The sequence below is a fragment of the Bradyrhizobium sp. 25ACV genome (assembly GCF_054863005.1).
This window is the reverse complement of record NZ_JAVAYO010000013.1, coordinates 194625-221430: the sequence shown is the minus strand read 5'-3', so window position 1 is coordinate 221430 and position 26806 is coordinate 194625. Positions and strand designations below refer to the sequence as shown.

Here is a 26806-nt window from a genome sequence, read left to right as displayed (position 1 = left end):
CGTCCGGCCGCCTCCGTCCCGCGGGAAACTCACCAGCGATAGCCGAGCGTTGCGATGACGGTCAGCGGTGCGCCGCGGTAGCAGTACCCGACCTGGCACGTGGTGTAGTGCAGATTGAACAGGTTCTTGGCGTTGACCTGGAACTGCAGGCCCTTCAGCTCCTTCGCCGCCTGGCCGAAATCATATTTCAGCGCAGCATCAACCAAGGTCACTGAGCTGTTCTTGAACGTGTTCAGATCGTCGCCATAGCTCCAGGACATGTAACGCACGCCGCCACCGATGCTCAGCCCGGCAAACGGGCCGGCCAGCGGCAGGGCATAGTTGCCCCACAGCGTCGCGGTGTGCGGCGGATTGCCCGACGGAAACTTGCCGATCTGCGCGCTGTCGCCGGCCTGCTTGGTGACCATGTCGAGATAGGTGTAGGACGATGTGATGTCGAAACCGCCGCCGAGGCTCGCCAGCGCCTGCAATTCGAAGCCGCGGCTTTGAATCTCGCCGCGCTGGACCGTGACGCCGGTCCCGGTCGTGACGAGGCCCCCGCTCTGGGTCAGGTCGAACACCGCAGCAGTGATGAAGCTCCTCGTGCCCAGCGGCTGGTATTTGACGCCGATCTCGGTCTGCTTGCCGGTGGTGGGCTTGAAGAAGGCGCCTGTGGGATCGACGCCGAGATTGGGAAAGAACGAGGTTGAATAGGCGACGTAAGGCGCAACTCCGGAATCGAACACATAGGTCAGCCCGGCTCGCCCGCTATAGGCCTGTTCGGACTGCTGCTGGCGGGTCAGCGCGAACTGATCCTCGCCCGTGGTGCGAACCCAGTCGCTGCGGCCGCTCAGCGTCAGGATCCAGTGATCGAGCTTGGCCTGGTCCTGAATGTACACGCCGGATTGGGTCTGCCGCTGCTGCGTCGAGGACGAGATCGCGGGATCCGGAATCGATTCCGGCACATAGGCCGGCGCGGCCAGATTGAGGTCGGAGACGCCGAAGCCGAAGCCCTGCTTGTCGTTGAATTTCGATGCCGTGTAGTCGGTGCCGACCAGGAGCGTGTGCTGCACCGGACCGGTCGAGAGTTTTGCCTCGACCTGGTTGTCCATGATGGCCGATTGCAGCGTGTCGTGGACGTAGCCGGTGTAGCGCGAGACGACATTGCCGACGGGAGCGCCGAGAAAGCCGACATAGCGCGTGACCGCATCGACGTCGACATAGCGGAATTTCTGGCGAACGGTCACCGCGTTGTTGAACGCATGCTCGAACAAATAGCCGACGCGGCCCTGCTCCTGGTCCAGCGAATTGTAGGACGGACTGCCGGTGAAGATGTCCGTGGTAGTGCCGGTGCCCGTGGAATAGGTGAACATCGACCCCGGTGTCTTCGATTTCTGGTAGGCGCCGAGAATGGTGAGGGTCGTCGATTGGTCCGGCTTCCAGGTAACGGCGGGGGCGACATAGACACGATTGTCCTTGCCGCCGGGCACGAACACGTCGGCGTCGCGCACGACGCCGGTCAATCGATAGGAAAATTGGCCGTTGGGATCGACCGGACCCGAGAGATCGAAATTGCCCTGAACGCGCTCGCGGTCGCCGAACACCGTCTGCACCTCGTGGAACGGCTGGCTTGTCGGCAGCTTGCTCTGCAGGTCGATCAATCCGCCGGGCGAGCCGAGACCGTAGAGGGCCGAGCTCGGCCCGCGCACCACGGTGATGCTGTCAACGCCATAAGGCTCGGTCTTGAACACGCCGAGACCGGCGCCGACGAGGCGCAAGCCGTCGAGATAGATGCCGTTATAGGTGATGTCGAAGCCGCGGATCGAGATGGCGTCGAAGCGCGGATCGTAGCCGGAGGCATCGATGCGGACGCCCGGCTCATAACCAACCGCTTCCGTCAGCGTCTGCACGGCGCGGTCGTTGAGCTCCTTGCGGGTCACGACCGAGATCGACTGCGGCGTCTCCAGCAGCGGGGTGTTCGTCTTCGTGCCCGCCGAGCTGCTGCTTGCGACATAGCTGTTCTCGCTCGACGCGTTGACGCGACCGCTACCCGCCTCGCGCGTGCCCGGGTTATTGGCTTGCCTGGACCCGGCATTGCGCGGGATCGCGGCGCGGCCGCGCTGCGATTGTGAGGCGCGCTGGACAGATTGGGCACGCGGACGCGCCTGGCTCGGTGCCTCCACCGTGACCGGAGGCAATGTGCCCGCCGTCGAAGGCGAATTGGTTCCGGAGACCTGTGCGGCCGAGGGCGTCGCGTTCAGGACCACTCCCAAACCGGCCGCTCCCAGACCAGTTCTCACCATCCGTTCCCAGCCGAGCGTCTGCCCGTCGTTCCGCCTCATCGTCTTCCCCGAGTTCCATGTTCAACAACCCGGGTGTAACCAGATCAAAGCGGCGGCCGCCTTTGCGCGCGCGCAAATCACCTTTGATCCCACGTGGAGGCTTTCGAGTTTACTGATAGCGGCTCGGTGAATGGCCGAAGCGCCTGCGGAAAGCCGTCGCGAAATTTGCCGGATGGGCGTAGCCGACCCGATAGGCCGCTTCGGTGACGGACAAGCGCTGATGAATCAAAAAGGCACGTGCGGCATCGAGCCGCTGAGCCCTGAGATAGTCGATCGCGCTCTGGCCATATGCCATGCGGAATTTCTGGTTGAAGGACCTGCGGCTCAGCCCCGCGTTCCGCGCCAGTTCGTCGATGCTCCAGGGATAGGCGAGATCGGCATCCATCCGCTGCTTCACCGATTGCAGCCGGGTCCACTGCAGATCGGTGGCGGGATCGGTCGCGATCCGGCCGCGCTCGCCGAACAAGGCGTGGACCACGATCTCGGCGGCATGCGCCGACAGCAGCAATTGCGCCGCGTTGCCGGTGACCGGCGGCGAAAACATCTCTGCCGCGACCGCCTGTATGCGCGCAGACGCCCTCAGAGAGACGACGGCCGCGCCCGAGACGTCGTTCGCAAACAGCGCCCGAAACTCATCGCCGAGTCCGAGTCCATCGATCGAGGTTGGGGGAAACGCCAGGCCGATCGCGGAACGCTCGCCGGAATGAACCGCACGTTCCGCTGCGCAGGTTTCGCGCACGGCAATTGCCGTCATCTGCCCTTCGCAGCCGGTGCTGCGCGTCAGAATGCCGCGGCCTGCGCCACCATCAACGGAGACCGAGATGAACAGGCCCGGGGCTGCGATCGCAGAGCCGTCGGCATCAGCTCGAAACTCGCCTCTGACAAACACGCAGCCCGGAAAATCCAGCCATTGCGCTGTCGAAGCGCCCGGCTGTGCGGAACCGACGTCGTCTTGAGGCCGTCCGACAATTTGATCGTAGAAGTCCCGCATCGAATCCGCTTACGCCGCGGCTTGTTTGACCGCTGGCGGCGGCGCGCTCAAGAGCGCTGCGCGCGGTTTGGAGGGATTCGAAACTGGATTTGCTCGAAGAGAATCTCGCGCGTTACGCGCGGTCGGCAGGAACGCGCGTCAGATGCCGAGATATTTGTGCTGGAGATCCGGTTCCGCCATCAGCTGGTCGGAGGTGCCGCTCCACACCGTCTTGCCGCGCTCGATGATGAAGTGGCGGTCGCAGATGCGGGCGAGGTGGTCGACGTTCTTGTCGACGACCAGGATCGACTGTCCGCGGCTCTTGAGCAGCGACAGGCAGTTCCAGATTTCTTCGCGGATCAGCGGCGCGAGGCCTTCGGTCGCTTCGTCCAGGATCAGGAGCTTCGGATTGGTCATCAGCGCGCGGCCGATCGCGAGCATCTGCTGCTCGCCGCCGGAGAGCTGGTTGCCCATGTTGGCGGCGCGTTCGGCGAGGCGCGGAAACATCACGTAGATCGCGGCCAGCGTCCAGGGATTGGGTCTGCCGAAGCGGTCGGCGGCGGCCGCGACCAGATTCTCCCGCACGGTGAGGTTCGGGAAGATCTGGCGTCCCTCGGGGACCAGGCCGACGCCGAGCTTTGCGATCCTGTAGGAGGGAAGCTGCCTGACCTCGGCGCCCGCGAAACGAATGCTGCCGGCGCGCGCCGGCGTCAGGCCCATGATGGAGCGGATGGTCGTGGTCTTGCCCATGCCGTTGCGGCCCATCAGCGAGACCATCTCGCCCGGCCTGATCGACAGCGACAGGCCGAACAGCACCTGGGAGAGGCCGTAACAGGTCTCGATGCCGTCAACCTCGAGCAGCGTGTCAGCCATGATGCGTCACCACGTGCTGGTCGCCGAGATAGGCGCGCTTGACGTCCTCGTTGGCACGGATCGCGGCCGGATCGCCGGAGGCGATGACGCGGCCATAGACCAGCACCGTGATGCGGTCGGCAAGCGCAAACACCGCTGGCATGTCGTGCTCGACCAGCACGATCGAGACTTCCTTGCGCAGCTCCTGGAGCAGCTTCACCATCCGCTGGGATTCGGTGACGCCTAAGCCCGCCATCGGCTCGTCGAGCAGCAGGAGCTTCGGCTTGCTCGCGAGCGCAACCGCGAGCTCGAGCTCGCGGCGCTCGCCATGGCTGAGCCTGTTCACCACGACATCGGCGCGATGCAACAGCCCGACGCGATCGAGCGCGGCATGCGCGACATCGCGCAAGGATCGCTCCTTGCGCGCATTGGCAAAGAAGCGGAACGAGGTGCCGGCATGAGCCTGCGCCGCCAGCGCGACGTTGTCCGCGGCGGTGAAATCGAGCAGCAGCGAGGTGATCTGGAACGAACGCCCCAGACCCAGCGCGCAGCGGCGATAGGCCGGCAGATAGGTGATGTCGCGCCCCGCCAGCGAGACGCTGCCGGAATGCGGCTCGAGATGCCCGGTGAGCTGGCTGATCAGCGTGGTCTTGCCTGCGCCATTGGGGCCGATGATAGCGTGCAACTCGCCCGCGGCGACGTCGAGCGAGACGTTATCCGTCGCAACGATACCGCCGAAGCGGCGCACCAGCTTTTCGACGCGAAGCAAGGGTTCAGCCACGGCCGGCCCTCCCCAGCATGCCCATGATGCCGCCGCGCCCGAACAGCACGATCAGCAGCAGCAGCGGGCCCATGATCAGCGCCCAATATTCGGTGATTTGCGACAGGAACTCCTCCAGCAGCAGGAACACCACCGCGCCCATGATCGGGCCGAACAGGGTGCCCATGCCCCCCAGGATCACCATCACCATGAGGTCGCCGGAGCGCGTCCAGTACATCACGGCCGGGCTGACGAAGTCGGTGTTGTTGGCGAGCAGCGCGCCGGCGAGGCCGCACATGGTGCCCGATATGACGAAGCAGACCAGCTTATAGCGTTTTGCCGGGAAGCCGATCGCCTGCATGCGTTGCTCGTTGGAGCGCAGGCCCTGTACGACGAGGCCGAAGCGCGAATTGACGATCCGCCAGATCAGGAAGATGACGCCGAGGAGGCAGGCGAGGCAGAGATAATAAAACTGCGTGCGGTTCGACAGGTTGATCAGCCCGGAGAAGTCGCTGCGCTGGTAGACGGTGAGGCCGTCGTCGCCGCCGTAGCGCGCCAGCCCCGAAGCGACGTAATAGGCCATCTGCGCGAAGGCGAGCGTGATCATGATGAAATAGACGCCGCGGGTCCGCAACGACAGCGCGCCGATCACCAGCGCGTAGAGCGCGGAAGCCGCGAGCGCGACCGGAAACTGGATGAAGCCGCTGCCGACGCCTTCCTGCGCCAGCATGCCGACCGCGTAGCCGCCGATGCCGAGATAGGCGGCGTGGCCAAAGCTCATCATGCCGCCAAAACCCATGATGAGGTTGAGGCTCGCGGCCGCCAGCGCCAGGATGATGATGCGGGTGAACAGCGTCAGGATGAAGATGTTGCCGGAGAGCTGCGAATAGAGCGGCAGCAGCAGGAGGCCCGCCAGCATCAGGGCCGTGACGGCCTTGCTCACAGTGAAAGACTTCATCGACGGTTGGCCGGAAACAGCCCCTCCGGCCGCACCACCAGCACGATCGCCATCAGCAGGTAGATCAGCATGGAGGACAATGCGGGCGCGGCGGTGGAGGCAGCGGCGCCGCTCAGCACCTGCCGCAACAAATTAGGCAGGAAGGCGCGGCCGAGCGTGTCGATCATGCCGACGAAGATCGCGGCCAGGAACGCGCCGCGGATCGAGCCGATGCCGCCGATCACGATGATGACGAAGGCGAGAATCAGGATGTTCTCGCCCATGCCAATCTGCACGGTGAGGATCGGCGCCTGCATCAGGCCGGCAAGGCCGGCGAGCGCGGCGCCCAAGCCGAACACCAGCGTGTAGAGCAGCTTGATGTTGATGCCGAGCGCGCCGATCATCTCGCGGTTGGAGGCGCCGGCGCGGATCAGCATGCCGATGCGGGTGCGCATCACGCCGAGATAGAGCAGCAGCGCCACCAGCAGCGCCACCACGATGATGGCGAGCCGGTAGGCGGGATAGTGAATGCCGGGCAAGATCGGCACCGGCACCGTGAGCCAAGCTGGCAGCGGCAGCGCAAGGCCGGCCGGGCCCCAGATCAGCCGCACGGCTTCATTGAAGAACAGGATCAGGCCGAAGGTCGCCAGCACGTGGTCGAGATGGTCGCGGCCATAGAGATGCCGCAGCGCGCTCATCTCCAGCACGATGCCGAGCACCAGCGTGGCCCCAAGCGCCATCAGCGCCCCGAGCAGGAAGCTGCCGGTCCACGCCGCGAAGGTCGCGGCGAAATAGGCGCCCATCATGTAGAGCGAGCCGTGCGCCAGGTTGACGAGATCCATGATCCCGAACACCAGCGTCAGGCCGGCGGCGAGCAGGAACAGCAGCAGGCCGAACTGCAATCCGTTCAAGAACTGTTCGACGACGAGCAGCATCAAGACTCTTTCAGGCGCACGCGGTGTCGCGCCGATGTTCGAACACGTTCGCCATCAGTGAAAGAGCTCCCCCTGCCTGTTCAAGGCGGAAAAATGGGTAATGGCAGTATCGTTCCGAGGCAAGAGCGATTCGACACTAAACATGCACTTTGTTGCATGCGGGTGCATGCGGTCGAGACGCTCCTGCAAGCTCTCCTGCAAGAAAGCTGCCGTGCCGACTGGGGCAACCTGCCGCACCCAAACGACAACCCTCTCGCCGGCGGGCCGGCGAGAGGATGCGACTTCGTCAGAATGTAAGGAAGGATTGCGTCCTAGTGCGACGTCATCTGCCGGGGAAGATCGTCCGGTTCGGCGAGCACGCTGTTGGCCGTCGAGGCCTCCAGCGCCGCCATCCGGAACAGATAGGCGAGTGTCGCCAATCCGGTGTCTTCCGCCATCTGCGCCAGCTCGAGCGCCATGTCGGACATGTAGCCGAGATTCTCGTCCCTGATCTGCGCCATGATCTGGCTGTCCCGCATCATGTTCGACATCTCAGGCGCTCTTTCGTTGCGCGGCAGCAGCGCCGCAAAGGTTGGCACGGGCGACGGCGTCCAGACGCGGGCCGTCCTGGCGCACGACCGAGGTCATGCCGATACGATCATGCAGGGCATCGAGGGTCTCGCGACGAATGTCGATGGTCGCCGCCATGGTCCACGCGTTCTCCACCAGAGCGGGCAGGCCAAGCGGGGTCACCATGAAGCCGGCCTCGTGGAAGCGCGGCAGCCACCAGGTCTCCATGATCGCGCTGACCTGCGCGATCCCCTGATTGAGGCAGAACTCCTGCACCGCCGCCATCAGTTGCAGGTTGAGCGCGCCGTCGCGGCGATCACGCACGACGAAGTAGCGCGACCATTCCCAGACCAGCGGATCCGCGGGGCAGCCGCGCACCGACGCCAGATGCGGGAACACCTCGCTCATCATCGAGGGCTTGGTCGTCGGGTAGAGCCGGTGGCCACCGATGACGCGCCGCCCCTCCAGCGCAAGCAGATAGATGGTATCCTCGTCGTCATAGGAATCGATCTCGCGGCAATCCGGCCTGCGCAGCGTCTCCCAGCGCCGCTCCTCGACGAAGATATCGTGGCGCAACCGGAAATGCTGCTCGATCACGTCTTCATAAAGGTGGCGATTTACCGCAGAAATAGCGTGAATCATGAAAACCCCCATTCATCCTCAATGGGAGCAGAGTCTGCGAAAAGAGCCGGATTCGATATTGGGAAATTTCCCAGTACGGCGCTTACGGATTGATGATCTTGTTCCGAATCGCCAGCGCCACCGCATGCGTGCGGTTGACGGCACCGAGCTTGCGCGCGGCAGTTGCAAGATGCTCTTCGGCCGTGCGCTGCGTGATGTGCAAGATCTCACCGATCTCCCAGGCCGACTTGCCCTGCGAGGCCCAGGAGATCACCTCGCGCTCGCGCGGGGTGAGGCGCGTCGAGGGATAAGGCGCCGGTTCGAGCAGACGGCGAATGTGGTCGAAGCCATACATCGCCATCAGGTGCAGTGCCGGCTTGCTGCGCGGATTGAGGTCGAGATGAACGCCGCCAAGCGACACCGCGGCTTCATAGCCGGTGAGCCCGTGGATCGGCACGATGAAGCCCCGCGACATGCGAAAATCGGTGGCGCGGTTCATCACCTCGGCCGCGTTCGGCTCGAGTTCGGCGTCATAGGGCGCTTCCGACCATTCGAACGGATTAACCGATTGCCGGCACAGCCGCACCACGGGATCAAAGCGGTCGTAATTGTTCTGGGTGTAAAGGCTGAACCAGCCCGCCGGCCAGCGCTTGGCAAGCACCATCTGCGCAAACCGCTGGTCGGGATTGGGCAATCCCGTCACGATGATGGTTTCGAAGCCGAAGCGACCGAACGCCGTCTCGAGCGCATTCATGGCATCGGGCACCTTGCGATAGGTCCCCAAGCCTTCAATGAAGTCGAGCGCCTCCCGGCCATAATCTACGGCGGACATCGGTGCGTTTCCTGCCCCACACCGCCTCGTATAGCACGTATTCGGGGGCTGCCTCAATTCGCTGCGGCCGTAGTTTCCCGGTGCTCATCCGCCTGAAGATTTAAACTACTTGTGGCAGAATTGACGTCACGATACACCTGAGCGACCGAAGCGGGAACACCACGATGGAAGACGAGGACATCGCCCTCAACAGCGTGCTCGGCCTGGAATTGAACCGCGTGTTTTTCGCCGTCCGCGAAACGGCAAACAAGCATAAGATCATCGAGTTCGCGCGCGCGGTGCTGGAAGGCGAGCGCGAGGAGCTGGCCGAGAGCGTATTGCCGGAAGAGCCGGCGAGCTAAACACAGCCGCAGCGCCGACGACCCCATCGAGCGCCCGCCGCCCTTCCATTCGAGCGCGCTGATTTTAGTCGAAACAATCTGACAGCGAAGTTACTCTTATTGGAGAGCCGGCGAGCCCGGCCGGGCTCTCGTGCCACGGACGCAGCGCAGCGTCTCCTTGACGATGCGCTGCAGAGCCGGGGCCCATCTATCCGCGGCTTACCCTCTGGCTTCCTGGGTCCCGGCTCTGCGCAGCAGCGTTTCACGCTGCAGCGCGTCCGGGACACGAGAGCGACTTCCCTCCTCCCATCCACATCCACACACTTGCCGCTGGATGACATCACGGCTCTCGTGAGATGATCGCCGCCATGATCGTCTTTCGGATGTCCAGGATATGATGACGCTGCGCCAGGTTGAAGTGATCCGTGCCGTGATGGTGACGGGCACCATCGGCGGTGCGGCGAAGCTGCTCAACGTCTCGGCGCCGGGGATCAGCCGCCTCGTCAAATACACCGAGCGCTCGCTCGGCATCCGCTTCTTCCAGCGCCAGAACGGGCGGTACTTCCCGACGCCGGAAGCCGAGAACATCTTCGAGCAGATCAACGGCGTCTACAAGAAGGTCGACGATCTCTCCGAGATCATCTCCAAGATCGGCCGCGGCGGCTTGTCCGAGCTGCGCATCGGCTCGGTGCCGAGCATATCGCAGGTGATGGTGCCGCGCGCGATCGAGCGCGTCCGGCGCCGCTATCCCGATCTCGGCATCGACATCAACATCCTCAAGCTCGAGGAGGCCATCGACTATCTCATGCTCGGCCGCGGCGAATGCGTGGCGATGAGCTACCGGCTGGAGCATTCCGGGCTCGACTTCATGCCGCTGGCCTCGGGCGAGCTGTACTGCATCGTGCCGCCGGGGCACGAACTCGCCGGCCGCAAGCAGGTCTCGGCCGCCGAGATCACCCGCTATCCGCTGATCGGCATCGATCCCAACGATCCCTACGGCCGGATCATGGCCGAGATCTTTGCGCGCAACCGTCTCGCCTACAACATCACCATCCGGGCGCGCTTCGGCACCACGGTCTGCGCGCTGGTGAAGGCGGGCCTCGGCATCGCCATCATCGATCAGTTCACGGTGGCCCACGGCGGCTATCCCGGGATCGAGCTTCTGAAGATCACCGAGCCGACCCGGTTCGATACTTACATCGCGGTCAAGCGCGGCGCGCCGCTGTCGCTCCATGCCGAGTCTTTCATCGAGTCGCTGCGCGCCGAGATGCGCGCGGTCGAGCCGTCCCGCGGCAACGGCAAGGCCGGCGGCGCGCGCGGACGGAAGAAATAACATCATGTTAGGTTTGCCGGACAAAAGGGTAATTGTGTTAGGCGAGGGAAAGGCTATCGTCGCCCCAGGAACTGCCTTGGACTTGCGGGAATTTCCCCGCTAATGGCCGGGATCGAACGTTCCCTTTGAGACGATAGCGAACCATGTCCAAGCGCGGATACGCCGCCAGCAAGAAGCTCCTCACCGGCCTGATCGGCGCACCGATCGCGCATTCCGCATCCCCCGCCATGCATGAGCGCGCCGCCGAAGCGCTCGGCCTGCGCGGCCACTACCAGCTCATCGAGGTCGCCGGCGCCGATGCGGCGGGGCTTCGCATGATGCTCGAGGGCGTGCGGCGGCTCGGCTTTGCCGGCGTCAACGTCACCTTTCCCTACAAAGAGGCCGTGGTGCCGCTGCTCGACGAGCTGGCACCGGCTGCGGCGACCATGGCGGCGGTCAACACTGTCGTCGTGAGAGACGGCCGGCTGATCGGCCACAACACCGACACGACCGGCTTTGCCCGCGCCGTCGCGCCGCTGCTGGCGTCTTCCGGAAATGCGGTGGCCGTGATCGGCACCGGCGGCGTCGGCAAGGCGATTGCCTTTGCGCTGGCGAGCCTGAAAGTGACGGACCTCCGAATCTTCGACAGCGAGCCGGCACGCGCCGAAAAACTCGCCGCGCTGCTGGCCAGGCATGGCGGCGCGCGGGTGGCTACGAGCGTGGAAGACGCGCTTCGTGGCGCAACCGGCCTCGTCAACGGCACGCCGGTCGGCATGCTGCCGAACCGGGACATCCCGGTCCCAGCCTCGCTGCTGCGCGAAAACCTGTGGGTCGCCGACGCCGTGTACTCGCCGCTGATCACACCGCTGCTGGCGGCGGCACAAGCTAAGGGCGCGCGGATCATGACTGGGCGGGAGCTCGCGATCTATCAGGCGGCCGACGCCTTCGAACTGTTCACGGGCCTTGCCCCGTCGACCGAGATCATGGGAGAGGCATTCGACGAGGTGATGGCGGCACGAAGCTCGGCCTATCACGCAGCGTAACCGAAGCGGCCGGCACAAGGCCGCGGACAATCTCGACGAAAAATGGGAGGAGAAACCATGAAATCGACCCTGCTGGCAGGCGCCCTGCTTGCCTTCGCGACTGCAACCAGCGTCCACGCCCAGGCCATCAAGCTCGCCAACGTCGCCGAGCTCTCGGGCGGCGGCGCCACCGTCGGCACCAACTGGAAGAACGGCATCGATCTCGCGATCGAGGAGATCAACGCCAAGGGCGGTGTGCTCGGCCGCAAGCTGGAAGTCAGCCATGCCGACTCGCAATCCAACCCCGGCGTCGCCCGCGCCCAGGTGCAGAAGGCGCTCGACGCCGAGCCCTACGTGCTGCTCGGGCCCGGCTATTCCGGCTCGGTCAAGGTCACCGCGCCGCTCGCGGCCGAAGCGGGCATCGCGCAGATCATGGGCGGCGAAGCCGCCGAGCTGACGCAAGGAGGCAACAAATTCCTGTTCCGCACCTCGTTCGGCCAGCAATCCTCGATGCCGAAGGTCGCGAAATACATCCACGACGAGATGAAGGCGAAAACGGTCGCGGTGGTCTGGGTCAACAACGACTTCGGCCGCGGCGGGCGCGACGTCGTCGTCAAGGAGCTCGACCGACTCGGCTCCAAGGTGGTCGCCGACCTCTCGACCGAGGCGGGCCAGGCCGATTTCGCCGCCGACGTCGGCAAGATCAAGGCAGCCAATCCCGATGCCGTGTTCGTCTACCTGAACGAGGAAGAGAGCGCGCGCATCCTGAAGGAGCTGAAGCGCCAAGGCGTCACCGCGCCATTGATGGGCGAGACCACGCTGATCGGCCAGAAGGTGATCGAGCTCGCCGGCGACGCCGCCAACGGCGCGCGCGGTCATGTCGGCCTCACCACCGATGCGCCGGTCGACCTGATCAAGGCGTTCCGCGAGAAGTTCTCCAAGAAGTACAATTACGTGCCTGATCATAACGGCCTGAAGGGCTATCTCGCCGTCTACATGGTGAAAGCCACCACCGAGAAGATGGGCAAGGTCGACCCGAAGAAGTTTGCCGAGACGCTGCACGGCCTCACCATCAAGGCCGCGGACGAGCCGGGCATCCTGATGGACGTCACCTTCAGCGACACCGGCGACATCGACCGCCAAAGCTTCCTGGTCGAGGTGGTCGAAGGCAAGCAGGTGGTGAAGCAGGTGCTGCCCAAGTTGAAGTGAGGCGCGCGGTCTTTCATCTCTCCCCGCTTGCGGGGAGAGGTCGGATCGCATCGAAGATGCGATCCGGGTGAGGGAGAGCCTCCACGAGTCCAACCATCAGCGACCTCGCGGAGACTTCCCCTCACCCCGACCCTCTCCCCGCAAGCGGGGCGAGGGAGACGGGACACGAGAGGGGAAAATGTCCAATCTGTTCGATCTTTTGGTCGCGGGACTGGCCACCGGCGCGATCTATGCACTGGTGGCGGTCGGCTTCACGCTGCTGTGGCAGACCTCGCAGACCATCAATTTCGCGCAAGGCGAGTTCGTGATGCTGCCGGCGTTCCTGATGCTGGCGGCGATGCATGCCGGCGCGCCGTTCTGGCTCGCGATCATCCTCGGCATCCTCTTGTCGATGATCCTGCTCGGCCTCGGCTTCAAGCTGCTGCTGGTCGACCCGATGATGCGCCACGGCGTGCTGCCGTTGGCGATCGCCACCATGGCGCTGGCGATCGGCCTCAAGGAAGCCGTCAAGCAATTCTTCAGCGCCGAGGCCTCGCCCTTCCCGTCAATCGTGCCGACCGGCGACATCTCCATCCTCGGCCACGCGGTCTCGCTGCAAAGCATCGGCGTGCTCGTCGTCGCCATTGTTGCCGTGTTCGGCCTGACTGCGCTGCTCAATCGCACCTCGCTCGGTCACCAGATGCAGGCGGCGGCGCAGAACCCGACGGTGGCGCGCATCATCGGCGTGCCCGTGGAGCGGATGATCCTGCTGACCTTCCTGATCAACGCCTTCCTGGTCGCGCTGGCGTCGCTTTTGATCACGCCGATTTACCTCGCAAAATTCTCGTCCGGCGAGGTGCTGGGCCAGGCCGCCTTCATCGCGGCGATCGTCGGCGGCTTCAACCAGGTCCGCGGCGCGATCGCCGGCGGCCTCTTGATCGGCGTGCTCGACAATCTCGCGGCCGCCTATGTCTCGACGCAGTACCGCGCCGCCTTGCCGATGATCTTCCTGATCGTCGTCATCCTGTTCCGGCCGCAAGGACTGCTCGGCCGCGCCGAGGAGCGCACGGTATGATCAGCTTCGGTAAACCTCTGAAGATCGCGCTCGGCCTGATCGTCATCGCCGGCCTGATCATCGTCCCCATGAACTTCAACCGCTACGGCCTGTTCATCCTGAGCCAATGGGCGGTGATGACCATCGCTGCGATGGGACTGAACCTCACGCTCGGCTATGCCGGCCAGGTCTCGCTGGCGCAGGGCGCCTTCGTCGGCATCGGTGCCTATGCGGCCGCGATCATGACCACCCATGGCTGGCCGCTGCCGGCGGCGATCGTCGTCGCCATCGTGCTCAGCTTCGCGGTCGGCTGGGTGCTCGGCTATCCCGCGCTGCGCGTGCAGCATCACTACCTCGCCTTCGTCACCCTGGCCTTCTCCACCCTCGCCTTCCTGGTGTTCCGCAACGAGAGCTGGCTCACCGGCGGCATCTACGGCATCTCCAACATCCCGCGTCCGCATATCTTCGGGTTCGCGACCAACAAGCCGCTGCCGTTCTACTACGTCTGCCTCGGCTCGCTCGCGATCGTGTCGCTGGCGGTGTGGTGGCTGATCCGCTCTCCCTGGGGCCGAGCCTTCATGGCATTGCGCGAAAACCCGTTGCGCGCACAATCGCTCGGCATCGACACAAGGCGCTACACGCTGATGGCGTTCGCGATCGGCTCGGCGCTCGGCGGCATCGCCGGCGCGCTCTATGCGCCGTTGACGCAATATATCGACCCCGTGCCGTTCAATCTGTCGCTCTCGCTCGACCTTCTGATGATGGTGATCGTCGGCGGCGCGGGCTTCTATTTCGGTCCCTTCCTCGGCGCGATGATCGCGGTGCTGCTGCCGGAATGGCTGCGCTTCACGGAGGGCTATTATCTGATGCTCTACGCGGTGGCGGTGATGCTGCTGCTGATCTGGTCGCCGACCGGCATCTTGGGAATCCTCGACCGCTATCTCGCCGAGCGCCGCACCAAGGCTGCCTCCGCGCTGCGCGCCGTCGCAAAATCCCGCCTGGAGACGGTGCAATGAGTGCGGTTCTCGAAGTCACCGATATCAAGAAGAACTTTGGCGGGATCAGCGCCGTCGACGGCGTCTCCTTCGACGTGCGCGAGGGCGAGATCCTCGGCCTGATCGGTCCGAACGGCTGCGGCAAGTCCACGCTGTTCAACTGCATCCTCGGCCAGCTCACCCCGTCAGGCGGCGAGGTCAAGCTCGACGGCAAGCTCGTCACGGGCCTCCGCCCCTCCGAGCTCAACAAGTTAGGGGTCAGCCGCACCTTCCAGCTGCTGCAGGTGTTTCCAAAACTCTCGGTGCGCGAGAACCTGATCCTCGCGGGCCAGGAGCATCAGGGCAACATGGCCTCGCGCCTGGTCGGCCGCTCCGATGCCGGACTGACTGATACCGCCAACCAGATGATCGGGTTCTTCAAGCTCGATCATCTCGCCGACGAGCCGGCCGGCGCATTGTCCTATGGCCAGCAAAAGCTGCTCGACGCCGCCATGGCCTTCATGGGCGGCCCTCGCCTGGTGCTGCTCGACGAGCCCGCCGGCGGCGTCAACCCGTCGATGCTGGCGGACCTGAAGGACCGCCTCGTCGCAATCAACCGCGAGAAGAACGCCACCTTCGTCGTGATCGAGCACAACATGGAATTCGTGATGTCGCTGTGCTCGCGCGTGATGGTGATGGCGGAGGGCAAGGTGTTGGCGATGGGACGGCCCGACGAGGTCCGCAAGAACCCTGCCGTCATCGAAGCCTATCTCGGACATTGAGGAGCCGATCATGAGCGAGCCCATCCTCTCGGTTCACAATCTCGTCGGCGGCTACGGCAAGATGACGATCTTGAACGGCACGACCTTTGCCGTGCCTCAAGCCACGATCACCACCATCATCGGCCCGAACGGCGCCGGCAAGTCCACCGTGTTCAAGGCGATCTTCGGCCTGTTGAAGCTGCGCGAGGGCAAGATCAGCTTTGCCGGCCGCGACGTCACCAATTTGAGCCAGCGCGCGCTGCTCAATGCCGGCATCTGCTATGTGCCGCAGGGCCGCAACATCTTCCCCGAGCTGTCGGTGCGCCACAATATCGAGCTCGGCGGCGTCGCCGCCGGCAAGGGCCTCGACCTGCCCGCGCGGATCGAGGCCGCACTTGACCTGTTCCCGGCGCTGCGGCGGAAGTCGACGCAGCAGGCCTCCACGCTGTCCGGCGGCGAGCAGAAGCAACTCGAGATCGCCCGCTCGCTGCTGCTCGAACCAAAACTGGTGCTGATCGACGAACCCTCGATCGGCCTGTCGCCGCTGATGGTGCAGCAGACCTTCGACATCCTCAAGAGCCTGCGCAACCGCGGCGTCACCATCCTGATGATCGAGCAGAACGCGCGCTCGGCGCTGGAGATCTCCGACATCGGCATCGTGCTCGAGCTCGGCCAGACCCGCATGGTCGACGACGCCAAGCGCATCCTGAACGATCCGCGCATCGGCCAGCTCTTCCTCGGCGGCGCCATGGAGGACAATGCAGCATGAACAAGCGATCGATCGCCACCGTTTCCCTCTCAGGCGCCCTCGACGAGAAGCTCCGCGCCATCGCATCGGCCGGGTTCGACGCGGTCGAGATCTTCGAGAACGATCTGCTGTCGTTCGGCGCCGGCCCGCGCGACATCGCAAAGCTCTGCAAGGATCTCAATCTCGAGATCTGCGCGTTCCAGCCGTTCCGCGATTTCGAGGGCATGCCGGAGCCGCAGCGCGCACGCAACTTTGCCCGCGCGGAACGCAAGTTCGATCTGATGCAGGAGCTCGGCACCGATTTGCTGCTGATCTGCTCCAACGTCTCACCCGCCTCGCTCGGCGGCATTGATCGCGCCGCGGACGATTTTCGTGAGCTGGGCGAGCGCGCGGCCAAGCGCTCCTTGCGCGTCGGCTACGAGGCGCTGGCCTGGGGCCGCCACGTCAACGATTATCGCGACGCCTGGGAGATCGTGCGGCGCGCCGATCATCCCGCGATCGGTGTCATCCTCGATAGCTTCCATGCGCTGGCACCGGGCTTTCCGACCCGTGCGATGGCCTCGATTCCCGGCGACAAGATTTTTCTGGTCCAGCTTGCCGACGCGCCGAAGCTCGAGCTCGACATCCTGTCGTGGAGCCGCCACTTCCGCTCCTTCCCCGGCCAGGGCGATCTGCCGGTCGGCGAGTTCATGGCGGCGGTCGCGGCGACCGGCTATGCCGGCCCGCTGTCGCTGGAGATCTTCAACGACCAGTTCCGCGCCGGCTCGGCCGCGCAGACCGCGCTCGACGGCCTGCGCTCGCTGATCCTGCTGGAGGACCAGCTTGCGCCGGATTGGCCGAGATTCGCCGCCGAACCGCTGGCACCGAAAGCGAAGAGCCGCGGCACCGGGTTCATCGAGTTCGCCGTCAACGAGACCAAGGCCAGCGAGCTCGCCCGCCTGTTTGCGCAGCTCGGCTTCCGCAAGACCGGCGCGCATCGCAGCAAGGCGGTGGAGCGCTGGTCGCAGGGCAAGGTCGAGCTCGTCATCAACAGCGAGACCGACGGCTTCGCCCATTCGCACTATGTGACGCACGGCCCCGGCGTCTGCGCGATTGCGCTCGATGTCGACAATGCCGGCCTTGCCATGCAGCGCGCCGAGATGCTGAAGGCGCGCACCTTCTACCAGCCGGTCGGGCCGGGCGAGCTAGAGATCCCGGCGATCCACGGCGTCGGCGGCAGCCTGCTGTATTTCCTGGACCAGGCCGGCAAGAACTGGGACACGGATTTCGAGCCTGTCCCGAGCGATGCAGCCGCGGACGCGCTGCTCACCGTCGATCACATCGCGCAGTCGATGCCCTATGACGAGATGCTGTCCTGGCTGTTGTTCTACACCGGCATCCTCGACCTCAAGCGCCTGCCGCAGATGGAGATCGCCGATCCCCGAGGCCTCGTGCAGAGCCAGGCCATCATCAACGCCGACCAGAGCCTGCGCTTCGTGCTCAACGGCTCATCCGCCAACCGGACATTGCCGGCACGCTTCATCTCGGAGTTCTTCGGCTCGGGCGTGCAGCACGTCGCGTTCTCGTGCCGGGACATTTTTGCGGCGGTCGCGGAGATGCGCAGGCGCGGCGCGGATTTCCTGGATATCCCCGCCAATTACTACGACGACATCGAAGCCAAATACGACCTCGCGCCCGAGCTGATGGCGCAGCTACGCACCAACCACATCCTCTACGACCGCGAGGGCGACGGCGAATTCTTCCAGGTCTACACCCACATTTTCGACGAGCGGTTCTTCTTCGAGATCGTCGAGCGCAGGGATTATCAGGGGTTCGGTGCGGCCAATGCCGGGATCAGGCTCGCAGCCCAGGCCCGAGAAGTGCGCCCGGCCAGCATGCCAAGGGTGTAGGCCTCTTACCCTCTCCCCTTGTGGGAGAGGGTGGCTCGCCGCAAGGCGGCGAGACGGGTGAGGGGTCTCTCTCCACGAACTCGATGGAAATTGCTTTGCGGAGGGATACCCCTCATCCGGCGCTTCGCGCCACCTTCTCCCACAAGGGGAGAAGGGGCAACGTCGCTTGTCGCTACTTCATCTTGCACTTGTCGTGGAAACGATCCTGGTCGTTCTCCACGATGGTCGCGACCGTCTTCAGCGAGAGCTGGCCTTCGGCGTCCTTCACGACATCCTGGAGATAGAAGCTCTGCACCGGGATGTGGTTCTTGCCGTATTTGAACGCGCCGCGCAGCGATTTGAAGTTGGCCTTCTCCATCTCGGCCTTCATCGCATCCTTCTTGCTGGTGTCGCCCTTCACAGCGACCACCGCGCTGTTGATGAGCTGGGCGGCGTCATAGGATTGCGCGCCGTAATAGGTCGGGCGCAGGCCGGGATATTTCTTGCGGTAGTCGGCGACGAAGCGCTTGTTCTGCTCGTTCGGGAGGTCGTTGACCCATTCCTGCGCGCCGGGCACGCCGAGCGCGTTCTCCTTCTGCAGCGGCAGCGACAGCTCGTCCACCGTGAAGGCGGTGTAGAGCGGCATCGTGCTCTTCAGGCCGGCCTGCGCATATTGGTTGAGGAACTGCACGCCGGCGGCGCCCGGATAGAACACGAAGATCGACTCCGCGCCCGAGGCGCGCGCCTTGGAGAGCTCGGCGGAGAAATCGAGCTGGCTTGGCCACACCGTGTATTCCTCGCCCTTGATCTCGCCCTTGAACGTGTTCTTCAGGCCCGCGAGCATGTCCTTGCCGGCCGCGTAGTTCGGCCCGATCAGGAACACGCTCTTGACGCCTTTCTGGTTCATGTAGAGGCCCATAGCCTGCGGCGTCTGGTCGTTCTGCCAGGAGGTCGAGAACACGTAAGGGCTGCACAGCTCGCCGGCGAGCTGCGACGGGCCGGCATTGGCCGAGATCAGGAAGGTCTGCGAGTCGACCGCCGTCTTCAGCGAGGCCAGCAGCACGTTCGACCAGATGTAGCCGACGATGAAATCGACCTTGTCCGACTGCACCAGCTTCTCGGTCTTCTGCTTGCCGACATCGGGCTTCTGCCCGTCATCCTCGTAGATGACCTCGACCGGCTTGCCGTCCATCTTTCGGCCCATGTGATCCAGCGCGAGCTCGAAGGAATTGCGCATGTCGTTGCCGATCACGGCGGTCGGGCCGCTGAAGGTCGAGACGAAACCGATCTTGATGGTGTCGCCGGCGAATGCCGGGCTCGCCAGCACCAGCGCCGCTGCGCCCGCCAGCCAGAATGCCGTCCTCATAACCACTCCCCTCCTTATTATCGGTCCCGGAAAACGGGGTGATCGCCGCCCCGGGCCTGTCTCTATTGAACGCAAAATCTGTCGCGCCGCCAATGGCTCAGCGGCCGCTGCTGCACCATATTTCGCCCCAATCGGCGATGGCAAGAAATATAATTCTACATACTTCGGCCAAGGCCTGATCCGAGCCTGCGGCACTTTTTCGCGCCCGATCGATACATCCGGCCTATGCGGCGATTGATGACCTCTATTGGACCGCAGCGTCCGATCCGCACTTAAATGGGGGTGTGGAGCAGCGAGATTCGAGGGCACATCATGACCACGACACCGCATCGCGTCGTCATCGTCGGCGCCGGCTTCGGCGGGCTGGAGACGACCTACCGGCTTGCGGGTGCGCCGGTCGAGATCACGCTGATCGACCGCCGCAACCATCATCTGTTCCAGCCGCTGCTGTACCAGGTCGCAACCGCCTCGCTCGCCACCAGCGAGATCGCCTGGCCGATCCGCCACCTGATGCGAGACAGGCCCGAGGTGACGACGCTGTTCGCGACCGTCAGCGGCGTCGACGCAGCAAGGCGCTGCGTGCTGATCGACGACGGCAGCGAGGTGCCCTACGACACGCTGGTGCTGGCGACCGGCGCGCGTCACGCCTATTTCGGCCACGACGAATGGGAGCAATTCGCGCCTGGCTTGAAGACGCTGGAGGACGGCACCACGCTGCGCCGTCACATCCTTGTGGCGTTCGAGCGCGCCGAGCGCGAGAGCGATCCGGAAAAGCGCGCGGCGCGGCTGACCTTCGTCATCGTCGGCGCCGGCCCGACCGGTGTCGAGCTCGCCGGCACCATCGCCGAGATGGCGCGTCACACCTTGCCCGGCGATTTCCGCAACATCGACACGACCAAGGCGCGCGTGGTGCTGATCGAAGCGGGGCCGCGCGTGCTCGCGGGCTTCGCGGACGACCTCTCCGCCTATGCGCAGGCCTCGCTGGAGAAGATCGGCGTCGAGGTCGTGCTGGGGCAGGCCGTGACCGAGATCAATCGCGAGGGTGTGGTGTTCGGGGGCAAGCTGCTCGAGGCAAAGACCCGAATCTGGGCGGCCGGCGTGCGCGCCTCACCCGCCGCAGAATGGCTGGACGCGCCGGCCGATCGTGCTGGCCGCGTACAGGTCAAGGACGATCTGAGCATCCCTGATCATCCCGAGATCTTTGCGATCGGCGACACCGTCTTGATCAATGCCTGGGAGGACAAGCCGGTGCCCGGCATCGCACCGGCCGCCAAGCAGCAGGGCCGTCACGTCGCCGAAACGATCAAGGCGCGGCTGCGCGGAGAGCCGACAGGCCCATTCCGCTACAAGCACTCCGGCAGCCTGGCGCAAATCGGCAAACGGCTCGCGGTGATCGACTTCGGCCGCATCAAGCTGCGCGGCACCATCGCATGGTGGATCTGGGGTATCGCCCACATCTACTTCCTGATCGGCCTGCGCCACCGCCTCAGTGTCGCGCTGAGCTGGCTCTGGATCTACGCGCGGGATCAGCGGGCAGCGAGATTGATTACGCAGGGGAGCAGCAAGGTGGTGTAGGGATGCTCTCGTGTCCCGGACGCGGCGCGGCATGAAATGACGCGACGCAGAGCCGGGACCCAGTGGTCATGGGCCCCGGCTCTGCAGTGCACCGCTACGCGCTGCACTGCGTCCGGGGCACGAGACCTCATTTCACCAGCTCGCACCCGCCTTCCGCCAGCGGGCGGAACGCCTGGTCCGCGGGAATCGTCGAGACCAGCTTGTAATAATCGTACGGATATTTCGATTCCTCCGGCTTCTTCACCTCGAACAGGTACATCGGATGCACGACGCGGCCGTCCTGACGGATGGTGGTGTCGCCGAACAGTCTGTCCTTGCCCCTGAACTTCTTCATCTCGGGCACAGCGTCCTTGGCGTTGTCGCTGCCGGTCGCGGCGACCGCGTTGAGATAAGCGAGCGTCGAGGCATAGACGCCGGCCTGGTTGCCGCTCGGCATCTTGCCGTTCATGCCCGGCCGCGCCGCGAAACGTTTGGCGAACGCGCGGGTGTCATCGTTCATGTCCCAGTAGAAGGCTTCCATGAGCTGGAGGCCCTGCGCGACCTTGATGCCCATGCCGTGAACGTCGTTGATGAAGAGCAGGAAGGCGACAAGCTTCTGGCCGTTCTGCTGGATGCCGAACTCGGCAGCCTGCTTCACCGCGTTGATGGTGTCACCGCCGGCATTGGCAAGGCCGATCACCTGGGCCTTCGACCCCTGCGCTTGCAACAGGAAGGAAGCGAAATCGGAAGTGCCGAGCGGATGCTTGGACGAACCCAGCACCTTGCCGCCGTGTCCCTCGATATATTTCTGCGCCTCCGCCTCGATGCCCTTGCCGAGCGCGTAGTCGACCGTGAGGAAATACCAGTCCTTGCCGCCGCGCGACACCATCGCGGCCGCCGTGGTATTGCCGGTGGCCCAGGTGTCGTTGACCCATTGGATGGTGTTGGGCGAGCAAGCCTTGCCGGTAAGGTCCGAGCTTGCGGTCGACGACGCCAGGAAGGTCATGCGGCTGTCGCGCAGCAGCGTGTTGATGGAAAGACCAACCGCCGAGTTCGGCACGTCGACGATGGCATCGACGCCCTCGACGTCGAGCCATTTGCGCGCAATGGCGTTGCCGACATCGGCCTTGTTCTGGTGGTCGGCATAGACGATCTCGACCTTGATGTTCTTGCCGCCGCCGTTGAAGTCTTCGGCAGCCATGCGCGCGGCTTCGACCGAGCCCATGCCGTTGGTGTCCTGGAAGATGCCGGAGATGTCGTTGAGCACGCCGACGCGCACGACATTGTCCGAGATCTCGGCGCTCGCCGCGCTGGTCACCAGGCTCGCGGCCAGCGCAAGCGTCCATTTCAGATGTTTCATCGTTCCCTCCCCTGTTTGATGGTTTGCCGCGCCGGTCGTTGCCGACGCGTCGAGACTCAGACCTGCCGTTCCGGCAGCTTCACCACGAGCCCGTCGAGCTCCGGCGTGATCTTGATCTGGCAGGACAGCCGGCTGTTGGGCAGCCGTTCGCTCGCGGTGCCGTCGAGCAGCGCATCCTCATCGTCGGCCATGCCGGGCAGACGCGCGAGCCAGCTCTCGTCGACATAGACGTGGCAGGTCGCGCACATGGCGTTGCCGCCGCACTCGGCCAGAATGCCGTCCAGACCGTGTCGGGTCGCGGTCTGCATGGCGCTCTCGCCGTCCGCGGTCTCGACGCGCTCGGACTTGCCGTCGGGATGGATGAAGGTGATGGCGGGCATCAAAGCTCCTGGTCAGGCCGGGGTGATGGTGACGGGCAGGCTGTCGAGCCCGCGCAGCGTGTTGTTGAAGCGACGCTTCGGCTCGCCCGTGATCTCGATCTTCGCGATGCGCCGGGCCAGCGCCGTCAGCATCACCTCGCCTTCGAGGCGGGCAACGAGCTGGCCGACGCACATGTGGATGCCCGAGCCGAAGCCGACATGACCGGAGGTGCGGCGCGTGATGTCGTAACTGTCAGGCTCGTCCCAGCGTCTGGGATCGCGATTGGCGGCGGCGAGGAACATCAGCACTTTCTCGCCCTCACCGATCGTCGCGCCTGATAGCTCGACCTCCCGCGTGGTGGTGCGGAAGAAGGTCTGCACCGGGCTTTCGAACCGCACGGCCTCCTCGAAGGCGTTGCGCGCCAGCGTCAGATCAGCGCGCAGGCGCTGCCACTGGTCGGGGAAGCGCGCAAGGCAATAGACCGCCGCGCCGATGCCGTTGACGGTGGTGTCGAGACCGGCCGACAGCAGCGAACGCACCAGCAGCGGCGCCTCGGTCGCGGTGATCTCGCCGTCGTCGACCCGGGCGTGGATACAGGCGCCGAAGCCACCGGGTGCGAGGTTGTCGCGCTGGCATTGCTCGGCGACATAGGCCTGGTGCGGCGCCGAGCGCGCGATCGCCTCCTGCCGCAACTGGTTGGGCGGGCCGAACGCGTTGAACACGACGCTCGCATAGGGGATCAGATGCTCGCGTCCCTCCGCCTTCAAGCCCAGCGCATCCGGAAAGATCGAGAGCGGATAGGCCTCGGCGAGATCGGTGATCGCGTCGAAGCTGCGCTTGTCCAGCAGCGCATTCACCCGCTCCTCCGCCGCGGCCGCAAAGCGATCGCGCACCTGCTTCATCACGGTCGGCGACAGCACCTTTGACAGCACGGCGCGGGTGCGGGTGTGCGCGGGCGGATCGGCCTCGAGGATCAGGCTCGGCGGCCGCCACGGCGTCTCCTTCTTGAAGTCGGACAGGCCGACGCCGCGGCTGGAGCAGAAGGTCGCGGGATCGTTCAGCACCGCATGGACCTCGGCATAGCGCGCCACGCCATAGACATTCCACTTGTCGAGATAGACCACCGGTCCGGCCTCCCGCAGCCGCTGATGCGTCGGATAAGGATCGGCGAAAAAATTCATGTCGAAGGGATCGACGTCGAGATGCGGGACGGCCACAGAGCCTGTCGATGCAGGGGTGCCGGATGCGGTCATGGGAGACCTCTCTCATTTTGATCTTGTGAAAGCGCGGCGCATGCCTTTAGGTCGGTGGCCTCACCGCGAGACAGAACGCCGACATGCCTGCGCCTTCGACCAGACCTCGCCACAAGCCTGCGCCCGCAGAGGCGGGACCGACGCTCGATCTCGAGCGTTACGTCCCGGCCTTCGTCACCTTCATCGCCAACAAGCTCTCGAACAGCGCGACCGCGTTCTATCAGCGGGAGTTCGGCGTCAATGTCACGGAATGGCGGGTCATGTCGCTGCTGGCGATCGAGCCCGGCATTCCGGCCTCGCGCATCTGTCACGTCATCGGCTTCGACAAGGGGCCAGTGAGCCGGACGCTGGCGGGCCTCGAGAAGCGCGGGCTGATCTCGATCCGCACCGACCCGAATGACGGCCGCACCCATTCGATTTCCCTGACGGCAAGGGGTCGCGCCACCCATGACAAGGTGATCGCCGCCGCGCTCGAACGCGAGCGGCGGCTGTTGTCCTGCCTCAACAAGGACGAGCGCGAGGTGCTGATCGGCCTGCTCCGCCGGTTGCACGAAAATCTCGGCGCGGTCACCGGCGGCACCGAGACCTGACGGGGCGCGCTTCCGGCACCGTCCTCCGTCGCGTCCAGGCATAAGCCGGCGCTTGCCGACGGCACCGTTCGGGCCGAGCATCGTTTCCTCCAGGATCAGACGCGGCGGTTCTTCCGCCGTCATCGCTCTCTGGAACGGTTCGCATAAATTAGTTGCTTAGGCAACAAAATAATCAGCAATATATTGCGGCAGGGTTGCTGGCCTAGTCGCCCTACAATACTCTCTCGTGTCCCGGACGCGCTGCAGCGTGAAACGCTGCTGCGCAGAGCCGGGACCCAACAGAAGCCGCGTGCACGACGAGAGATGGGCCCCGGCTCTGCAGCGCATCACACCGGACGATGCTACGCATCGCCGGGAGTGCTGCGCCGCGTCCGGGGCACGGGTGCAGGCACTACAGCCCGATCCACTCCGCCGCCGCATCATCATTCAACCGCGCCACCGCATCGGCGCGGCGGGTCAGCACGGCGCGCTGGTTGATGTAGCCCTTGTCGGTGATCTCGCCGCCATCGACCGACGGCGGCTCGGCGAGAAGCAGCGCGCGCGTGGCGTGGCCGGCGGAGTTGGGGCCCTGCTGCTTGAGTTTCGCCAGTCCCTGCGCGATGGCGGTCCTGACCTTGTCATGCGCAAGCACCTCGTGCACGTCAGCCGTCTCGCCCAAGCCGGCATGGGCGCGGCAAGCCGCGATGTTCGGGAACACCAGGAAGCGCACCTCGTCGCCGCCATGACCGGCGACGACGATGTCCTGCGCCAGCGGCGCCAGCGCGGCGATGCCGGCGACGCGCAGCGTGCCGACGCTGACCCAGGTGCCGGAATTGAGCTTGAAATCCTCCGCGACGCGGCCGTCGAAGAACAGGCCGCGCTCCGGCCGCGCGCTGTCGGCAAGCTTCACGGCATCGCCGATCAGATAAAAGCCCTCTTCATCAAAAGCCTGCCTGGTCAGCTCCGGCGCCTTCCAATAGCCCGGCGTGACGTTGGGACCGCGCACCCGCACCTCCAGCTTGTCGCCGGAGGTGACGAGCTTCAACTCGGTGCCGGGAATGGGCACGCCGATATTGCCGGAGCGCTCCGCGAGGAAATGGCAGTCGGCCGCGAGCGGCGACGTCTCGGTCGAACCCCAGGCCGAGACCATCGGCATCGCGCGGCCGATGGTTTTGATCGAGAGGTCTTCGAGCGCGTCCCAGAGATTCTGCGGCAGCGCGGCGCCGGCATAGAAGGCGAATTTCACCTCGCTGAAGAAGCGGCGACGCAGTTCCTCGTCGGCGCGCAGCGCGGCGATCAGCATGTCGAAGCCGCGCGGCACGTTGAAATAGACCGTCGGCATTACGCTTCTTAGATTGGCGAGCGACGTCGCAAACAACCCGGGCGCCGGCTTGCCGCCGTCGATATAGAGCGAGCCGCCATTGCGTAGCACGAGATTGAAATTGTGATTGGCGCCGAAGGTGTGGCTCCAGGGCAGCCAGTCGAGAATGACGAGATCGCCGCGGCGCTGTTCGAGGAAGGTCCAGGTCTGCGCCTTGGCCTGCTGGCTCGAGGTCAGCATGCGCTGGGTGTTGATGACGGCCTTGGGCGTACCTGTCGACCCCGAGGTGAACAGGTGTTTTGCGATCGTATCCGGCGTTACCGCGGCGAACGCCGTTGCGACGTCGGGCGTTTCGGGCGTCGCGGCGATGGTGTGGAACGCGAGCGCATCGACGTCGTCAGCGTTCCCGCTGATGATCTGCGCCTTGTGCAGCGGCTTGATCGCGGCGAGCGCTGCCGCAAATGGTTTCGTGGCGGAGACATAGATCGCGCCCGGCTCGAGCAACGCGATCATGCTCTTGAGCTTGTCAAAATCTTTCGACATCAACGAATAGGCCGGCGAGATCGCTGCCGAGGGCACGCCGACATGTTGGGCCGCAAGCGCGAGCAGCGCATGGTCAATACTGTTGTCGGAGAGGATCGTGAGCGGGCGCTCTGCGTTGAGGCCCTGCGCCAGAATCCAGGACGCCGCCGCGCGCACCTGGCGCAGCGCCTGCGCATAGGTGACGGTGGTCCAGGGTGCATCGACGTGGCCGCGCTCGGCAAGGAAGATCGTGTCCGGCGTTTGCCGCGCCCATTGCTCCAGCCAGTCGCCGACGCAGCGCGCGCCATCGCGCAAGGGGTCGGGCGAGCGCAGCACGATGCTGCCGTCGGCGCGATGCTCGGCAACGGTCCTTGGCGTTGCAAACAGGCTTGCGGCATCGCCGCGCGCGGCGGTTGTCATGATTTCCTCCTCCGCCCGGATCCCGGCTCGGCCGCAGCCTCGTTCCGGGCTGCTTTG

Annotated in this window: 25 protein-coding genes; 11 read left to right on the top strand and 14 right to left on the bottom strand. The window is 64.8% G+C overall.

Features of this window, described 5'->3' with window-relative positions:
• Positions 1-29: 29 nt before the first annotated feature.
• The 9 genes from RAD04_RS27565 to RAD04_RS27525 all read right to left on the bottom strand — a co-directional run bounded on the left by RAD04_RS27565 (position 30) and on the right by RAD04_RS27525 (position 8777).
• Positions 30-2321, bottom strand: coding sequence for a TonB-dependent siderophore receptor (locus RAD04_RS27565; RefSeq protein ID WP_461626304.1), 2292 nt, complete (start codon positions 2319-2321; stop codon positions 30-32).
• 109 nt (positions 2322-2430) lie between these two features.
• Entirely contained in the window at positions 2431-3210 is a 780-nt protein-coding gene (locus RAD04_RS27560; RefSeq protein ID WP_461626303.1) for an AraC family transcriptional regulator, read from the bottom strand.
• Positions 3211-3450: 240 nt separating this feature from the next.
• Positions 3451-4164, bottom strand: coding sequence for an ABC transporter ATP-binding protein (locus tag RAD04_RS27555; RefSeq protein WP_461626302.1), 714 nt, complete (start codon positions 4162-4164; stop codon positions 3451-3453).
• Complete coding sequence (locus RAD04_RS27550) at positions 4157-4924, bottom strand: ABC transporter ATP-binding protein (protein ID WP_461626301.1); 768 nt, start codon at positions 4922-4924, stop codon at positions 4157-4159. The genes RAD04_RS27555 and RAD04_RS27550 overlap by 8 nt, the downstream gene beginning before the upstream one ends.
• Positions 4917-5861, bottom strand: a complete 945-nt coding sequence (locus RAD04_RS27545) for a branched-chain amino acid ABC transporter permease (protein WP_461626300.1) — start codon at positions 5859-5861, stop codon at positions 4917-4919. Before RAD04_RS27545 ends, RAD04_RS27550 begins: the two co-directional genes overlap by 8 nt.
• Positions 5858-6775, bottom strand: a complete 918-nt coding sequence (locus RAD04_RS27540) for a branched-chain amino acid ABC transporter permease (protein WP_028139755.1) — start codon at positions 6773-6775, stop codon at positions 5858-5860. The genes RAD04_RS27545 and RAD04_RS27540 overlap by 4 nt, the downstream gene beginning before the upstream one ends.
• A 311-nt stretch (positions 6776-7086) precedes the next feature.
• A complete protein-coding gene (locus RAD04_RS27535; RefSeq protein ID WP_106941309.1) occupies positions 7087-7305 on the bottom strand; it encodes a hypothetical protein in 219 nt (72 codons plus the stop codon).
• A 1-nt stretch (position 7306) separates the two neighbouring features.
• Positions 7307-7966: an acyl-homoserine-lactone synthase gene (locus RAD04_RS27530; protein ID WP_461626299.1), complete on the bottom strand. Its 660-nt coding sequence runs from the start codon at positions 7964-7966 to the stop codon at positions 7307-7309.
• 82 nt (positions 7967-8048) lie between these two features.
• Complete coding sequence (locus RAD04_RS27525; RefSeq protein WP_028139752.1) at positions 8049-8777, bottom strand: helix-turn-helix transcriptional regulator; 729 nt, start codon at positions 8775-8777, stop codon at positions 8049-8051.
• A 164-nt stretch (positions 8778-8941) separates the two neighbouring features.
• Here RAD04_RS27525 and RAD04_RS27520 point away from each other — a divergent pair, with 164 nt between their 5' ends.
• The 9 genes from RAD04_RS27520 to RAD04_RS27480 all read left to right on the top strand — a co-directional run bounded on the left by RAD04_RS27520 (position 8942) and on the right by RAD04_RS27480 (position 18045).
• On the top strand, positions 8942-9118 hold the full coding sequence (locus tag RAD04_RS27520) for a hypothetical protein (protein ID WP_461626298.1): 177 nt from the start codon (positions 8942-8944) through the stop codon (positions 9116-9118).
• Positions 9119-9491: 373 nt separating this feature from the next.
• The gene (locus RAD04_RS27515; protein WP_028139751.1) at positions 9492-10430 is read left to right on the top strand and encodes a LysR family transcriptional regulator; all 939 of its coding nucleotides are present in this window, start codon (positions 9492-9494) and stop codon (positions 10428-10430) included.
• Between the two features lie 143 nt (positions 10431-10573).
• Positions 10574-11452, top strand: coding sequence for a shikimate dehydrogenase (locus RAD04_RS27510; RefSeq protein ID WP_461626297.1), 879 nt, complete (start codon positions 10574-10576; stop codon positions 11450-11452).
• 57 nt (positions 11453-11509) lie between these two features.
• Entirely contained in the window at positions 11510-12640 is a 1131-nt protein-coding gene (locus RAD04_RS27505) for an ABC transporter substrate-binding protein (RefSeq protein ID WP_461626296.1), read from the top strand.
• A gap of 178 nt (positions 12641-12818) precedes the next feature.
• On the top strand, positions 12819-13694 hold the full coding sequence (locus RAD04_RS27500; protein ID WP_461626295.1) for a branched-chain amino acid ABC transporter permease: 876 nt from the start codon (positions 12819-12821) through the stop codon (positions 13692-13694).
• Positions 13691-14689: a branched-chain amino acid ABC transporter permease gene (locus RAD04_RS27495; protein WP_095425022.1), complete on the top strand. Its 999-nt coding sequence runs from the start codon at positions 13691-13693 to the stop codon at positions 14687-14689. Before RAD04_RS27500 ends, RAD04_RS27495 begins: the two co-directional genes overlap by 4 nt.
• Entirely contained in the window at positions 14686-15429 is a 744-nt protein-coding gene (locus RAD04_RS27490) for an ABC transporter ATP-binding protein (protein ID WP_461626294.1), read from the top strand. Before RAD04_RS27495 ends, RAD04_RS27490 begins: the two co-directional genes overlap by 4 nt.
• Positions 15430-15439: 10 nt before the next feature.
• Positions 15440-16177, top strand: coding sequence for an ABC transporter ATP-binding protein (locus RAD04_RS27485; RefSeq protein ID WP_461626293.1), 738 nt, complete (start codon positions 15440-15442; stop codon positions 16175-16177).
• Positions 16174-18045, top strand: a complete 1872-nt coding sequence (locus RAD04_RS27480; protein WP_461626292.1) for a bifunctional sugar phosphate isomerase/epimerase/4-hydroxyphenylpyruvate dioxygenase family protein — start codon at positions 16174-16176, stop codon at positions 18043-18045. Before RAD04_RS27485 ends, RAD04_RS27480 begins: the two co-directional genes overlap by 4 nt.
• A gap of 172 nt (positions 18046-18217) precedes the next feature.
• On the opposite strand, the gene RAD04_RS27475 is transcribed toward RAD04_RS27480, so the two are convergent.
• Positions 18218-19390: an ABC transporter substrate-binding protein gene (locus RAD04_RS27475; protein ID WP_026201746.1), complete on the bottom strand. Its 1173-nt coding sequence runs from the start codon at positions 19388-19390 to the stop codon at positions 18218-18220.
• Positions 19391-19702: 312 nt separating this feature from the next.
• Between RAD04_RS27475 and RAD04_RS27470 the strand changes: the two genes are divergently transcribed.
• Positions 19703-20965, top strand: coding sequence for an NAD(P)/FAD-dependent oxidoreductase (locus RAD04_RS27470; RefSeq protein WP_461626291.1), 1263 nt, complete (start codon positions 19703-19705; stop codon positions 20963-20965).
• 127 nt (positions 20966-21092) lie between these two features.
• Here RAD04_RS27470 and RAD04_RS27465 read toward each other — a convergent pair whose 3' ends face one another.
• Genes RAD04_RS27465 through RAD04_RS27455 form a run of 3 tightly spaced genes read right to left on the bottom strand, consistent with a single transcriptional unit; the run spans position 21093 to position 23917 of the window.
• On the bottom strand, positions 21093-22304 hold the full coding sequence (locus RAD04_RS27465; protein WP_461626290.1) for an ABC transporter substrate-binding protein: 1212 nt from the start codon (positions 22302-22304) through the stop codon (positions 21093-21095).
• 56 nt (positions 22305-22360) lie between these two features.
• On the bottom strand, positions 22361-22684 hold the full coding sequence (locus RAD04_RS27460; RefSeq protein ID WP_461626289.1) for a 2Fe-2S iron-sulfur cluster-binding protein: 324 nt from the start codon (positions 22682-22684) through the stop codon (positions 22361-22363).
• Between the two features lie 12 nt (positions 22685-22696).
• The gene (locus RAD04_RS27455; protein ID WP_461626288.1) at positions 22697-23917 is read right to left on the bottom strand and encodes a cytochrome P450; all 1221 of its coding nucleotides are present in this window, start codon (positions 23915-23917) and stop codon (positions 22697-22699) included.
• 83 nt (positions 23918-24000) lie between these two features.
• Here RAD04_RS27455 and RAD04_RS27450 point away from each other — a divergent pair, with 83 nt between their 5' ends.
• Positions 24001-24507 carry a MarR family winged helix-turn-helix transcriptional regulator gene (locus RAD04_RS27450; protein ID WP_018316859.1) on the top strand — a complete coding sequence of 169 codons (507 nt, stop codon included), beginning with the start codon at positions 24001-24003 and terminating at the stop codon, positions 24505-24507.
• A gap of 391 nt (positions 24508-24898) precedes the next feature.
• Here RAD04_RS27450 and RAD04_RS27445 read toward each other — a convergent pair whose 3' ends face one another.
• A complete protein-coding gene (locus tag RAD04_RS27445; RefSeq protein ID WP_461626287.1) occupies positions 24899-26749 on the bottom strand; it encodes a feruloyl-CoA synthase in 1851 nt (616 codons plus the stop codon).
• Positions 26750-26806: the final 57 nt, after the last annotated feature.

Bases quoted from the DNA above. Each gene is read 5' to 3' on its own strand.
- RAD04_RS27565 (WP_461626304.1), bottom strand. From the start codon at position 2,321: ATGAGGCGGAACGACGGGCAGACGCTCGGCTGGGAACGGATGGTGAGA.
- RAD04_RS27555 (WP_461626302.1), bottom strand. From the start codon at position 4,164: ATGGCTGACACGCTGCTCGAGGTTGACGGCATCGAGACCTGTTACGGC.
- RAD04_RS27545 (WP_461626300.1), bottom strand. From the start codon at position 5,861: ATGAAGTCTTTCACTGTGAGCAAGGCCGTCACGGCCCTGATGCTGGCG.
- RAD04_RS27540 (WP_028139755.1), bottom strand. From the start codon at position 6,775: ATGCTGCTCGTCGTCGAACAGTTCTTGAACGGATTGCAGTTCGGCCTG.
- RAD04_RS27535 (WP_106941309.1), bottom strand. From the start codon at position 7,305: ATGTCGAACATGATGCGGGACAGCCAGATCATGGCGCAGATCAGGGAC.
- RAD04_RS27530 (WP_461626299.1), bottom strand. From the start codon at position 7,966: ATGATTCACGCTATTTCTGCGGTAAATCGCCACCTTTATGAAGACGTG.
- RAD04_RS27525 (WP_028139752.1), bottom strand. From the start codon at position 8,777: ATGTCCGCCGTAGATTATGGCCGGGAGGCGCTCGACTTCATTGAAGGC.
- RAD04_RS27520 (WP_461626298.1), top strand. From the start codon at position 8,942: ATGGAAGACGAGGACATCGCCCTCAACAGCGTGCTCGGCCTGGAATTG.
- RAD04_RS27515 (WP_028139751.1), top strand. From the start codon at position 9,492: ATGATGACGCTGCGCCAGGTTGAAGTGATCCGTGCCGTGATGGTGACG.
- RAD04_RS27510 (WP_461626297.1), top strand. From the start codon at position 10,574: ATGTCCAAGCGCGGATACGCCGCCAGCAAGAAGCTCCTCACCGGCCTG.
- RAD04_RS27505 (WP_461626296.1), top strand. From the start codon at position 11,510: ATGAAATCGACCCTGCTGGCAGGCGCCCTGCTTGCCTTCGCGACTGCA.
- RAD04_RS27500 (WP_461626295.1), top strand. From the start codon at position 12,819: ATGTCCAATCTGTTCGATCTTTTGGTCGCGGGACTGGCCACCGGCGCG.
- RAD04_RS27495 (WP_095425022.1), top strand. From the start codon at position 13,691: ATGATCAGCTTCGGTAAACCTCTGAAGATCGCGCTCGGCCTGATCGTC.
- RAD04_RS27490 (WP_461626294.1), top strand. From the start codon at position 14,686: ATGAGTGCGGTTCTCGAAGTCACCGATATCAAGAAGAACTTTGGCGGG.
- RAD04_RS27485 (WP_461626293.1), top strand. From the start codon at position 15,440: ATGAGCGAGCCCATCCTCTCGGTTCACAATCTCGTCGGCGGCTACGGC.
- RAD04_RS27480 (WP_461626292.1), top strand. From the start codon at position 16,174: ATGAACAAGCGATCGATCGCCACCGTTTCCCTCTCAGGCGCCCTCGAC.
- RAD04_RS27475 (WP_026201746.1), bottom strand. From the start codon at position 19,390: ATGAGGACGGCATTCTGGCTGGCGGGCGCAGCGGCGCTGGTGCTGGCG.
- RAD04_RS27470 (WP_461626291.1), top strand. From the start codon at position 19,703: ATGACCACGACACCGCATCGCGTCGTCATCGTCGGCGCCGGCTTCGGC.
- RAD04_RS27465 (WP_461626290.1), bottom strand. From the start codon at position 22,304: ATGAAACATCTGAAATGGACGCTTGCGCTGGCCGCGAGCCTGGTGACC.
- RAD04_RS27460 (WP_461626289.1), bottom strand. From the start codon at position 22,684: ATGCCCGCCATCACCTTCATCCATCCCGACGGCAAGTCCGAGCGCGTC.
- RAD04_RS27455 (WP_461626288.1), bottom strand. From the start codon at position 23,917: ATGACCGCATCCGGCACCCCTGCATCGACAGGCTCTGTGGCCGTCCCG.
- RAD04_RS27450 (WP_018316859.1), top strand. From the start codon at position 24,001: ATGCCTGCGCCTTCGACCAGACCTCGCCACAAGCCTGCGCCCGCAGAG.
- RAD04_RS27445 (WP_461626287.1), bottom strand. From the start codon at position 26,749: ATGACAACCGCCGCGCGCGGCGATGCCGCAAGCCTGTTTGCAACGCCA.